Here is a 12,712-nt window from a genome sequence, read left to right on the forward strand (position 1 = left end):
CCCTCAGGGGGCGCGGGAGTTTTGTAGCGAACTACGGAGACAGGACACTAGGTGGGCCGTGTTTTTGGCCGAGCGTGTGGCGTGAAGGTCCGTGCTGCTCAGTGCGCCTTGGTGCAGCCTGTGAGCACAGCGAAGGGAGCCGGCGATGAAGTTTGGGTTTGTGCTGTTCGAGGACTTCGAGGAACTGGACTTGGTGGGGCCGTGGGAAGTGCTGCGTATGGCGTCGCGGCTCTTGCCAGCGGACCGGGACGAGTGGACGTGCGAGCTGGTGGGGCCAACGCTCGAGCCCGTGCGCGCCGCGAAGGGCATGCGGGTGTGTCCAGATCAAACCTTTGCGGGGGCAGGAGAGTGCGACGTGCTCGTGGTGCCCGGCGGTCAGGGGACCCGACGGGGCGCGGAGGACCCGGCGTTGCTGGAGTTTCTGGCGCGGCAGTCTGCCGGTGCGAGCTGGAGCTTTTCGATTTGTACCGGCGCGCTGTTGTTCTTTGCGAGCGGTGTCAACCGCGGCCGAGAAGTGACCACCTATTTCGCTTTCGTCGACGAGCTCCAGCGGCGCGCTGGTAGCGACCTGAAGGTGCGCGGCGACGTGCGCTACGTTGCGGATGATCTCGCGTGTGGGCCGCGGGGTGAGCGCAGATTACTCAGCGCTGCTGGGGTATCCGCAGGGATCGACGCCGCGCTGTGGCTCGTGGGTCAGCTCGAGTCACCGGAATTTGCTCAGGGCGTGCAGCGGGCGATTCAGTACGACCCCGCTCCGCCGTACGGGCTGCTGGAGGCTTAGCGCGGTGTTGAAACAACACCCTGCCGATCAACAACGCCCGTGCCTGCTTTGAATCAGCGCTGGCTTGCTCCGACCCGTTGCGGCTGGTAGCTGTGGTTGATGCGTCGCGCCTGGTTGCTCACCCTGCCCTGCCTCGTGCTCTTCGGCTGCGACTCCACTGAGCACCAAGCCAAGCCGGAGCCCGCGAGCGCCAGCGCGACGGCCAAGGTGGAGGTTGGCGCACCGCCGCGGTTCCTACGCGGTCCCACGGGAGGCGCGGACATCTCGAGCTTCGTTCGGGAGAAGCTTACGGAGGCGAACGCTGCGCAGAAGGCGGGCAAGGGGGGGTACACCCGCGTGCTGGTCTATGTCGGCGCGACCTGGTGTGAGCCGTGCCAGTACTTCCATCAAGCCGTTACCGAGGGGAAACTCGACCGCGAGCTTCAGGGCGTGACCTTCGTCGAGTTCGACCTCGATCAGGATCGGGATGCGCTCGCCAGCGCTGGCTACGCGAGTCGCATGATCCCGTTGTTCGCGCTGCCTGACGCCGCAGGCAGAGGGACCGAGCAGCGCATCTCGGGATCGATCAAAGGGCCGGGTGCGACGGCGAACATTCTGCCTCGCCTAGATAAGCTGCTGGCTGGCGAGCCCGTGAACTGAGCCTCAGTAGAGCAAGACCTTGCGGCGCCGATCCTGGTACTCGTCGAGGTCCTTCTTCCAGCGCATCTCGAACCAGTTCAAGCCGCGGCCCGTCTTGAGTTCTTCCACGACCTGACGGTTCGCGAGCAGATCGTCCAAACGGTTGGGGTCGACCTGGGGGTACGACTTGAGCAGCGCGTGAGCGAGCTTGATCAACGTGTCTGTGGCGTTGAACTGGCTCGCATCGACCACGCTGAGCGCGAGCCCCTTGCAGGTTTTCCCACGCTGAGTGCTCGCGCGGGGGACGAAGCTCACGATCTCGAAGTGCAGCCCCGGAGTGTTGCCGAGGTCGCCGAGCAGCACCGACGGATTGATGTAGGGCGCGCCGATGACTTCGAAGGGCGTGTCCGTCCCACGGCCAACTGAGAGGCTGGTGGTCTCGAAAGGACCCAGCACGGAATACAGCAGCACCGCGTTCCGCGTGCGCAAGTTAGGCGACGGGGGCGCCCAACTCTGGGCCTGGCTGAGAATCGTGCTGCGTTGCCAGTCTCGCAGCTGGATCACCTCGAGGCGCACGTCGAGTCGTTCTTGCTCGACGACATAGCCCGCGAACTCTCCGGCTGTCAGTCCGTGGATCAGCGGTAGCCGCAAGTGGTGCACGAACGTCGGCTTGCGGAAGTCCTGAATGGGGCCGGCGACCGTCTTGCCTCCAAGGGGATTGGGGCGGTCCAAGATCACCACGCGCTGCTTGGTCTTGGCTGCAGCGCGTAGCACCGAGTGCAGCGTCGAGAAGTAGGTGTAGAAGCGCACTCCGACGTCTTGCAGGTCGAACACGATGGTGTCCGCGCCAGCGAGCTGCTTCGGATCGACGTCGAGCTTTGGATCCGCATACAGCGAGCGCACCGGGAGACCCGTGAAGCGATCGACTGCGTTCTTCACCAACCCCGAGTGTCGTCCGTCGATTCCGTGCTCCGGGCTGAGCAGCGCGACGAGCTCGACGTTCGGCGCGTCTCGAAATAGCTCGATGCTGGTGCGGCCGTCCCGCAAACGTGCTGATTCGTTGGTGAGTAGCAGCACCTTTGCGCCTTGCAGTGGCGCAAAGTCCGCGAGGCGTAGCGCGTCAGCGCCCACTACGGGCTCGAAGTGCTTACCCAAGTCGGCTGCGTAGGCGCCATGGGCTAAGCGATGAATGGCGCCACGTAGTGGGTCAGCGGTACCTTTGCCGCTCGGATACAGGCGGCTCGTGAGTACCACCACATAGCCATCTCGCGCTGGGTCTACCCAGAGCGAGGTACCGGTGAACCCATAGTGGCCGAACACGCGCGGATCGCTTGCCCGTAGCTCCCAGCCTAGGCCGCGCACCTTTTTGCCGAAGCGCTTTGGCTCGAGCATGGAGTTCGTGAGCGCCTGGCTGAGCGGACCGCTGTGGTTGAGCAGTGCGCGCGCGAGCTTGCCCAGGTCTGCTGCTGTGGAAAACAACCCGGCGTGCCCCGCGACGCCGTCCAGCGCGCGTGCACGAGGGTCATGCACAAGCCCTTGAAGACGCACCTTCGGGCTCGACGGATCCGTGGGGATTAAGTTGGCGATCTCAGTGGGCGCGAATCGCTCGGCCTCCCCAGGTTTCTCACTTGGACGGCGAAACCCGGTTTCTTCGAGCCCGAGGGGCGCGAGCAACTTGGCGCGCATCACCTGGTCTAGCGGCGCCCCGCCGAGCTTTTCGGTCAATAGTCCAAGCACCATGAAGTTGACGTCGCTGTAGACGAAATCGCCAAGCTTTCCGCTGGGTGCGATGCCCAAGATGTGTGCTCGCTGTGTCGCCTCGTCGCCGCGTAGATCTCCCAGCGGATTCGCCGCCGGTAGGCCGCTTTGGTGGAGCAATAGATCTCGGATGGTGATCTGACCCTTAGCGTGGGCGGCGAACTCTGGGAGGTAACTGGCGACTCGGGCGTCGAGCCTCACCCCCTGCTCCTGCATGACCAAGAGACAGGTCAAAGCCGTGAAGGGCTTCGTGAGCGACGCGAGGTCGAACCGCGTCTCGGGTAGATACCAACGGGGCGGGGAGGTCTGGATGCGCCCGAGAGCGCGCCGCGCCAGCACTCCGTCGTGGCGCCCGAGCTCGACTACCGCGCCTGTTATTTCCCCGCGGTCAATACTGCCCTGGATGGCCTGCTCGATTTCGCTGAGCTTGGCGAACGGTACGCGCAGCGGCTCTCCCGGATCGGGCGGAACGGCAACCTCCGTTGGCGGTGCGACTGACGGGGTGCTCGACACACTCGGCGCCAGGCGCGGTTGTTCCGGGGGCGGACGCGGCGATGGCGCTGGTGTGAGGCCACTGGCACAGGCGGTCGCCGCAGCAACGACAAGGGGCCAGGTGCGGCTCTGCATGGCCTGCATGAAGCTTGTGACGCGAAAGCGTGACATGAGGTTCCGGAAGGCAGCCTAACACCAGAGTAGACGCGCAAAAGTGGCGCGACATAAGCGAGGCGGGCGCCTTCTGGTCGAGCCCATCCAACCCGCGATCAGGGAAAGGGCTCAAGTCTTTCGCGGGAGGGCCGTTCGACTCCAGAGCTAGGAGAATTATGCGCCATCTGAACGCCGCGAAAGTGAGTCTACAGATGCCCAGTCCACTGACTGGGGTCGGCAAGCTCTACCTTTGGCCCGCGAACTGGGCAGACGCGCCCAGCATGATTCTGCAGCTGGAAGCTGCTGAGGTGCACTACGACGTGCTCGAACTCGCGCGCTGTATGACGGTAGCGGTGGACGACAACTGCATCGTCGCGCTGCTGGATCGCCTGCGGCACGCCCACAACGACTCTCAGCTCGAGTCGACCAAGGTGCTACTGATGCACGGGCAAACCGCGCCAGGGCTGATGGATATCCCCCGCGCGGAGTCACTCAAGAGCTTCATCGCTCAGGCGCGAGCCCGTTGGCTGATGGAGCTCCTCAACAACGACCGTCTCGACACTCACTTCCAGGCGATCGTCGATGCGCAGGACACGCGCCGAGTCTACGCCCACGAGGCCTTGATGCGTGGTCACGACACCGAGGGCGGGTTGATCCCTCCGTTTCGCATGATCACCGCCGCCCGCGACGCGAAGCTGATGGGCGTGCTGGACACACTGAGTATCTCAAGGGCTTTCCGTGCGGCAAATGAGCGTCAGCTCCAGACGCGGCTCTTTCTCAACGTCACTCCGTCTACCATCACCCGTGACTCGTTCACTGCCGAGCGAGTGACACAGGACTGTCTATCGCAGGGAGTAGCCCCAGACCGCGTCGTTCTCGAACTGATCGAGTCCGAGAGCATCGCGGATATGCCGGGTACCGTCGAAAGACTCGATAGCTTCCGAGCGGCTGGCTTCTCGGTCGCGCTGGATGATGTGGGCGCAGGGTTTTCGAACCTCAACCTGCTGCACCAATTGCGTCCTGACGTCGTCAAGCTCGACATGGATCTGACGCGTGACATTCACGAGGACAGCTACAAAGCGGTCGTGGCCACGAAAATTCTCGAGCTTGCGGCGCACCTCGATATCGCCACCGTGGTGGAGGGTGTTGAAGCCATCGAAGAGCTCGCATGGTTTCGTGAGCGCGGCGTGACGTACGCTCAGGGATACCTGATCGGAAGGCCTGCCGCGGAGCCGCTCTCCGCCGGACCCAAGCTCTAGACGGATATTGATTCGGCAGTGTTTTCAGCGCCGTGCTGACGGCCGCGAGCGTCGCCTTTCTGGCGACTCCCTGCTATGGCTGGGCCGTGACTCCCATCGACCCGAGCGCAGGCGTTCAAGCTGTAGACATCCCGACTCTGAACCTAGGTGATCTGGGAGGCGATTCCGCCGCTCAAGAGCGTGCCCGAGCTGCCATTGCGGAGGCGTTCGGGAACTACGGGTTGATCTACATCGCTGGTCACGGTGTAGACATCGAGGCGGTTCATCGCCTGTACGACGAGTTCTTACGCTTCACGGCTGAGGACGCGGCGGTGAAGGAACGCCTCTCGAGCGGGGACATCTGGTACCAGCGCGGCTGGACGCCGCCCAACACGGAGAAGGCCGTGATCGCTGGCGGACAGCCGGACTTCAAAGAGTGCTACTTCGCCGCACCCGTGGAGACCGACTCGGAGTGTGAGATCCAGTATCCCGAGATCTACGCGGAGAATCGCTGGCCGGAGGGCTACGCGGAGTTCGAGCGCCTGTACCTGGAGGTCGGAAAACAGGTCCACGGGGTTGGGGCGCAGCTGCTCGAAGGCTGCGCTGTTGCGCTCGGTCTGAGTCGCGATACCTTTGCCTCGCGGATTCAAGGGGCGCCCCACGTCTTCCGCTTGCTGCGCTATCTCCCCTTGAATCAGCAGCAGGTGGACCAGGGCATCCTATGGGGTGAGGAGCACACGGACTTCAATCTCGTCACGTTGCTCCCCGGCGGGCGCTTTCACGATCCGAGCGGGGTGCGTTGTCCGCGGCCCGATGAGGGCTCTGGGCTCTATCTGCGGACTCGACCGAGCGCCGAGTTCCCTGACGGCATGCTGATCAAGGGCACTCCGCCTGCCGGTTGCTTGGTGGCACAGGTTGGACAGCAACTCGAGATCCTCAGCGGTGGTCGTTTCCTCGCGACACCGCACGTGATCACGGCGCCGGGTACTCCCGGGTACTCGCGCTGCAGCGCTGCGCACTTCGTTCACCTTCACAGCTACCAGATCCTCAAGCCGCTCGATGAGTGTGCCTCCGAGGAATCGATCCGCGCGTACTCACCGCCGGTCTTGGCAGGCACGTACAGCATCAAGACGTTGGTCGACATTGGCCTTGCCCCAGCGGAAGCACTGAGCAAGCTCGGCTACCGCCACTACGGTCGCCTCGCCGACATTCGCGGCCGCCAAGGCTGAGCCCAACACCCGGCGCAACGGAGCACTCTGCTGCTTGGACGCTGCTGCTGGATGCTGCGGTGGCCCGGCGCAGCGCTTGACGTACGCGCTGCAAAAATTAGAATCAGATTCGCATTCTGGTTCTCAATATGACGGTCTCGGGGCGATCTTCAATGATTTCGAGTGCTTCCAACCTCGGTGAGGCGGAGCGCACTGCTGAAGAACTCTCCAGCGTGTCGCGCCCGAAGCAGGCGCGGAGTCAGCGCACCCTCGAGCGCCTGCTCGACGCGGCTGAGCAGCTCATTCTGGAGCAAGGCCTCGTCGAGGTTTCCATACCGGAAATCGTCGCTCGCGCCGGGTCGTCCGTCGGCGGCTTCTACGGTCGCTTCAAGGACAAGGACGCGCTGATGCGTGCCCTCGAAGAGCGCTTCCTGGCGCGCGTCGGGTCGCTGCTCGAGGAGGTGACGCGCCCCGAGAGGTGGGAGGACAAGAGCCTCGAGCAAACCATCGCCGGTCTGCTCGAGGTCATGGTCCAGGTCTACAGCGACGCCGGGCCGTTGCTTAGAGCCTTCGTGGCCCACGCCGCTCGTTCTCAGAAGGTCTGGCGAGATGGACGCAGGCTCCGCGGTCAGGCGACTCGACACTTCATCGAGCTTGGGCTGCGTCACGCGGATCAGATCACTCATCCGGAGCCCGCGAAGGCGCTCGAGCTGGGACTTCAAATGGTGTTCGGAGTGTTGCAGCAAAAGGCCATCCTTGGGGATGTGCGAGTGCAGCAACGCGCGCTCTCCAATGCGGAGCTGGTCGAGGAATTCACGAGCGTGATCCTCGCGTACCTACGGGTGCATCGATAAATCCACGCGGCTTTTATTAGCTGGCAGCGCCAATACATTTGGGAGGGACGATGGACTACGAACAGAAGAATCCGCTGCCGATACCGGACACCGGCGCCTACAGAGAGGTAGAGGGCACCATCAAGACCGTGTTCGACTGGCAGTACGCCCTCGAAGAGCAGAAGCTCATGCACCTGTACGAAAAGGGCAAGGCGCTCTCCTGGAACGCCAACGAGCTTGATTGGTCCCAGGACGTAGATGTCGCGAAGCTCAGCCTCGAGTCCGGCGTCGACGTGTTCATGAACCAGGTGATGCAGCCGCCTCGGGAGCTGAGTCAGGACGAAGCCATCCTGCTGCGCTTGCACACCAACGCCTTCATGTTGTCTCAGTTTCTGCACGGTGAGCAGGGCGCGTTGATCGCCACCGCGAAGATCGTCCAGACCGTGCCGTGGGCTGAGGCTAAGTTCTACGCCGCGAATCAGGTGGCTGACGAGGCTCGACACGTGGAGGTCTACCATCGTTACCTCACGGAGAAGCTCGGCCTCTCGTACGAGATCGAGCCGAGCTTGGGCACCTTGCTGGACCAAATCGTGTCGGATTCCCGCTGGGACATCACGTACCTGGGGATGCAGATCCTGGTTGAAGGCCTTGCGCTTGCGGCCTTTGGCACCTTGCGCCTGGTCATGCAGAACGAGCCGTTGATTCAGGATATCACGGCGCGCATCATGGCGGACGAGTCGCGTCACGTGGCCTTCGGCGTGATGAGCCTGGAGAAGGTGTACCGCGAGGAAATGAGCGCGCGAGAACTGGCGGAACGCGAGGAGTTCGTGATCGAAGCGACTCGGCTACTGCGCACGCGGCTGTTGAACCGTCAGGTGTTCGAGCGCCTGGGTTGGGACCCCGACGTGTGGGTCCCGTGGATGACGAACACACCGATCCAGAAGGGCTTCCGCCAGATGATGTTCTCGAAGATCGTCCCGAACCTTCGCCGGCTTGGCTTGTTGACGCCGAAGGTGCGCGCTGCCTTCGCCGAAATGGACCTTCTGCGCTTCGAGCACGAGAAAGACTCCGTCGAGGCGCCGGAGGTGACACCCCCCTATGAACTCGTGAAAACGCTGATGGACTTCTTGAACAAGCGGGAAGAGGGCTCTGCCTCAACCTGAGGCGAGCTGTTTCTCCAGTTCATCAAGCGCACGCAAGATGGATTGCTTTCCGCCCTTGTTGGCGTAGGCGAAAGCAATCCCATGTTGCCGTGCGGCACTAACGAGTGGCTCCGTGTGCTTGTGGCTTAGAGAGCCCTCCATCAACACCAGCGCTCCGACGCGGCGCTCGCGGAGGCGTCTGTCCAAGTTGCCGATAGCCGCCATCCCATGCTGGTTGGTGTCGAGCCACTCGACTTGCTTGGGTAACTCCGACGCGAGCGCTTCCAGCCGCTCCTTCTTGCCAAGGCGACCCACCAAAACCAAGGGACGCTGCTCGGTGAGCGCGAGGAGGGCGAGCCGAGGCTTGCTCGCTGGTTCCTTGGTTTCGATCTTGGGGGCCAGCGAACTGGCGGCCGGAGGATTCTTTTCGGGGGTGAGGCGCGCTGCAGCTCGCTTGGGCTCGACGTTCGGCGTCGGGTCTACCGGTGCCGTGGGCGCATCTTTGAGCTCTGGGAGCTGGCGGACCGCGCTCAGCAGGCGCTCAGCGGCTTGCTTGGGGGAGGCACCGCCCGGGGCGTTGCCAAAGCCATGGCTGGTGGAGAAGTCGCGTACGATCTGTTGCTCGACCGCCGAGAGGTACGCCTGAGCGGCACTCTGAATCGCTTCGACTCGCGCCGCGGTGTCTCTGCGTTGCGCATGCAGGGAGGTACGGAGTTGGTCGACCAGCGCGTCGATGGGGGAGGACATCCGCAGAACTTACCGCAAACCCCGACGTGTGCTCGTTTCCGGGTGCTTGCGCCGCGCGCGCGCCCTGGGCAAACAGGGGCGTGCCTGACGAACGGCTACCTATTCACGAGGTCAGAGCAGCCTTCGACGCCAGCGTGGAGCAGGCGCGGCGAGGGGGGCGCGGGGCGCGGATCGTGCTCAGCGCCCCCACAGGCACAGGTAAGAGCACCGAGGTTCCGCGCTGGTTTCCTGGCTCGGTGCTCGTCGTGGAGCCGCGCCGAGTCGCCTGCCGTAGCCTTGCCGCCCGCGTAGCCAGCCTGCAGGGCGTGGAGCTTGGGGCCGAGATTGGGTACGCGGTACGTGACGACGTGCGGCGTGGGCCACGGACGCGGCTTTTGTTTGCGACACCGGGCATGGTGCTCAACGATTTCGGTGCTTACGAATCCTTCGAGAGTGTCGTGCTCGACGAGTTTCACGAGCGTCGGTTGGACGTGGATCTCTTGCTCGCCTTATACCGCGAGGAAACAAAAGCGGATCTGCTAGTTATGAGCGCGACGCTGCAGGCGGAGCGCCTCGCTCAAGCGCTAGGCGCGACGTTACTCGAGGCGACTTCCCGAGCGTTTCCCGTGAGGGTCGAGTACCTCCCCGGTCGAGAGCCCTTGCCCGAACGTGGAGGCCTGGAGGTAAGGGTTCGCGAGGCGTTGAAGCGTGCTGAGTCACTTGCAGGCGACATCCTGGTGTTTCTGCCTGGCAAGGCGGAGATCGCCGCGATCGGCGCGGAGTGCCGAGATCTCGGCTATCAGCTGGTCGAACTCCACGGTGGCCTCAGTCTCGAACATCAAGCGCGGGTGTTCGAGCCGAGCGAGCGGCGCAAGCTTATCCTGGCAACCAACGTCGCTGAGACCAGCCTAACGATCCCGGGTGTGGGGGTGGTGATCGACTCCGGGCTAGTGAGGCGAACTCGCTATCACGCTGGACGTGGCTTCTTGAGCTTGGCCCCCATCGCCAGCGACTCCGCGGAGCAGCGCGCGGGGCGCGCCGGACGCACCGGGCCTGGGGTGGCTTTTCGGCTCTGGTCTCCCGCTGCCGTGCTCGAGGCGCTGACGCCGCCAGAGATCCGCAGGGAAAGCCTGGTCCCTCTCGTGCTGACGAGCGCGGCGCTTGGGCGGCGGGTGGAAGACCTGCAGTTCGTGGACACGCCCGCCGAGCACGCGCTCGACAGCGCTCGCGCCGAGCTAGAGCAGCTCGGTGCCCTGGATGCAACGGGACAGGTCACACGCGTCGGCTGCGAACTGGCCGGTCTTCCGTTGGATCCAGCGCTCGGAAGGCTGATTGTGGAGGCCAGAGGTAGGGACGCTTTCGACGACGTCGTGGATCTGGTTGCCGCGCTCGCCACCGGTAGGCGACTGGTGCGCGAAGTCACCGACTTCAGCTCGGAGTTGGAAGCGGGGGACTACTCAGACGCTTGCGTCCTGATCCGTGCGGTTCGCAAGGGGCGGGCCAAGCGTCACGGGCTCGACCCACAGGCGCTGGCCGAGGCCCGTCAGAACGCTCGCCGACTGCGTCGTGCGTTCGGCCGCGCTGAGTTGCCGCCGCCCGAACACGCGGATGACCCCAGTGGCGAGGCTGTTGGACGCATCGCGCTCCAAGCGGATCATCGCGCTGGGTACGTGGCGCGACGCCGCAAGCGCTCGATTAGCTGGAGTTCCGGCGGCACCGAAGTGGAGCTTGGACGGGAGAGTGTGGTCAGCAGGCTGCTTGCGGGACCTGACCACCTGCACCCCGAGGCCTTGGTTGTCTTCGAGACGCGTGCGCTCGGTGTGCCCGGCGTGGGGGGACGTGCGAATCGCATTATCGCTACCTGTGCACAACGCGCGAGCTTGCGGGATCTCTTCGTTGCGGGGCTCGGACGTGAACAAGTCACCAAGCCAAGCCTCGACGAACGGGGTCACGTTCGCGCCGTCGTCCAGCGTGTCCACGCCGGGAAGTGTCTCGGCGAGTCAGAGACCACTCCGTCCGGTGAACAGCTCGTCGATGCGCTCTGCGCGTTGGTGCTCCGCGGTACTGTGTTCCGCGGGGTAGCGGAGCGGAGCGAACTGCGAAGCCGCCAGTGGGCCTTGGTGGCGCAGCTCTCCAAGCTCCCCGCGGGCCCGCTGGAGGGCTTTTCTGTTGACCCGCCTCCGCCCTACGTGGACTGGCTCCGGGAACGCATCGCGACGCTTGGAGTGAGCCAACCCGCGGACTGGCAGCTGCTGGACGCGACGGATCTCGAGCTCCCCGTGCTGCCACCGGAGATTGCGCCGCTCTTGGAGCGCGAGTTCCCCCTCAGCTTGCACCTCGGAGACGCGCGCTACCGGGTGAACTACGACTTGTCCCGAAAGCAGGTGATTCTGGAGGCGACATCCGGTCATCCCAAGAAGCCGCCTCCCGCCAACTATCTGCCGCGGTTTCACGGCCTTCGGGTGTTCGTAGAAGCGGGTGGAACGCTGCACCGCGTGCGCTGATCCGCGGGTAACGCGCTGTGGCTGGCTGGCGATCTGAATACATTTAAGATAAGACTCGGCCATGCCCATCCGCACCTCGCGCCACGAGCTCCGGCGCATCCCAGCGCTCTCCGAGATCCAATACGGCGCGTGTCACAGTGAGGCTGAGCTACAGGCCCAGCGGCACATCACCGATCCATTGGCGGACGAAGTGATCGCGGAGCTGAGGAAGGCCCATCCGATCCGCAGCCCCGAGGACATGCTGAACGAAGTGCGGCGCCAGGCTGCGACAGGCGGGCCGCCAATTTATCAGAGGTTCCTCGAGGAAACATCGAGAGTCCCGGCGTGGGCTAACTTTCGACGCATGCGGGCTGGGCAGCGGCTGATCGCGGCGTACGGACCATTCATGGGACTCTCCTTGCTCACGGGGAGCCTCGTCGGCGGGTACATGTTCAAGAAGATGGCGATGGTCACCGCGCTCACTGGCCGGTTGGGAATGCCTGGAGACATCTCCCGGCGCCTGGAGGAAACGTCGGCGCTGGTGTTCAGCATGGCGCTGCCCGGCGAACTCGAGCCCGGTGGACGGGCGCACGAGATTCTCGTGCGTGTGCGTCTGCTCCACGGCGCCATCCGTCAGTGGATGGCCGACTCGGGCCGGTGGAAGCCCCACTGGGACGAACCGATCAACCAGGAGGACCTCGCGATCACGCTTTCCCTGTTCAGCTGCTGGAATGTCCAGAGCTTGCTCAGGATGGGCGTGCGCCTGACCGACGATGAGATAGAGAGCCATCACCTGCTGTGGCGTTACGCTGGCTACGTCCTTGGCATCCAGGAGACGCTCCTCACGGCGAGCTTCGATCAAGAGGTGGCGCAGTACCGCGAAATGCTGAAGCACCAAGCGCGACCCAGTGAATGCCCAGCGTACGGAAAGAAGATACTCGATGAGGTTGCGGGTAAGCTGCCGCTGTTCCCGGAGGAAATGGCGCGGAATTTTCTGCACCAGACGACGCGCCACCTCGTGGGAGGTGAGCTGGTCGAAGGGCTCGAGATCCCCCACCACGCGCGTTACCCGGGTATTCCCTTATTGCGTGCCGTCGGGCGCGCGTACTCTTTCGTGCATCGCCGCGTGCCGGGCGGAGAGGCGCTGCTCTACGCTGCGGGTTCACGCCAGTATCGCCAAGCGCTGCGCCGAATGGCCCGAGCTCGCGGGCTCAGCTACGGCGTGAAGACTCACGATGCGGCCGCTGTGCGCCGCGCCCACGGCCTAGCTGCGGAGTGAC

The 12,712-nt window shown here is 64.1% G+C and carries 10 protein-coding genes; 8 read left to right on the forward strand and 2 right to left on the reverse strand.

The genetic code is table 11. From position 1 onward, the window contains the following. Positions 1-145: 145 nt before the first annotated feature. Positions 146-781, forward strand: a complete 636-nt coding sequence (locus tag H6718_18780) for a DJ-1/PfpI family protein (GenBank protein MCB9587453.1) — start codon at positions 146-148, stop codon at positions 779-781. A gap of 99 nt (positions 782-880) precedes the next feature. After that, entirely contained in the window at positions 881-1,420 is a 540-nt protein-coding gene (locus H6718_18785; GenBank protein ID MCB9587454.1) for a thioredoxin family protein, read from the forward strand. Between the two features lie 3 nt (positions 1,421-1,423). Here H6718_18785 and H6718_18790 read toward each other — a convergent pair whose 3' ends face one another. Next, entirely contained in the window at positions 1,424-3,820 is a 2,397-nt protein-coding gene (locus tag H6718_18790; GenBank protein ID MCB9587455.1) for a DUF1343 domain-containing protein, read from the reverse strand. 194 nt (positions 3,821-4,014) lie between these two features. Here H6718_18790 and H6718_18795 point away from each other — a divergent pair, with 194 nt between their 5' ends. The 4 genes from H6718_18795 (at position 4,015) to H6718_18810 (ending at position 8,244) form a co-directional block, all read left to right on the forward strand. Continuing rightward, positions 4,015-5,061 carry an EAL domain-containing protein gene (locus H6718_18795; protein MCB9587456.1) on the forward strand — a complete coding sequence of 349 codons (1,047 nt, stop codon included), beginning with the start codon at positions 4,015-4,017 and terminating at the stop codon, positions 5,059-5,061. Positions 5,062-5,156: 95 nt separating this feature from the next. After that, positions 5,157-6,269 (forward strand): isopenicillin N synthase family oxygenase, encoded by a 1,113-nt coding sequence (locus H6718_18800; GenBank protein ID MCB9587457.1) that lies wholly within the window; start codon positions 5,157-5,159, stop codon positions 6,267-6,269. Between the two features lie 152 nt (positions 6,270-6,421). Then, a complete protein-coding gene (locus tag H6718_18805; protein ID MCB9587458.1) occupies positions 6,422-7,102 on the forward strand; it encodes a TetR/AcrR family transcriptional regulator in 681 nt (226 codons plus the stop codon). Between the two features lie 50 nt (positions 7,103-7,152). After that, positions 7,153-8,244: a ferritin-like domain-containing protein gene (locus H6718_18810; protein MCB9587459.1), complete on the forward strand. Its 1,092-nt coding sequence runs from the start codon at positions 7,153-7,155 to the stop codon at positions 8,242-8,244. Here the strand turns inward: H6718_18810 and H6718_18815 are convergent. Continuing rightward, on the reverse strand, positions 8,236-8,970 hold the full coding sequence (locus H6718_18815; protein MCB9587460.1) for a hypothetical protein: 735 nt from the start codon (positions 8,968-8,970) through the stop codon (positions 8,236-8,238). The genes H6718_18810 and H6718_18815 overlap by 9 nt on opposite strands. A gap of 80 nt (positions 8,971-9,050) precedes the next feature. On the opposite strand from H6718_18815, the gene H6718_18820 reads away from it, so the two are divergent. Further along, the gene (locus tag H6718_18820) at positions 9,051-11,453 is read left to right on the forward strand and encodes an ATP-dependent RNA helicase (GenBank protein MCB9587461.1); all 2,403 of its coding nucleotides are present in this window, start codon (positions 9,051-9,053) and stop codon (positions 11,451-11,453) included. A gap of 61 nt (positions 11,454-11,514) precedes the next feature. After that, positions 11,515-12,711, forward strand: a complete 1,197-nt coding sequence (locus H6718_18825; GenBank protein ID MCB9587462.1) for a DUF2236 domain-containing protein — start codon at positions 11,515-11,517, stop codon at positions 12,709-12,711. Position 12,712 lies beyond the last annotated feature (1 nt).

The organism is Polyangiaceae bacterium (assembly GCA_020633205.1).
Lineage (GTDB): Bacteria > Myxococcota_A > Polyangia > Polyangiales > Polyangiaceae > JAHBVY01.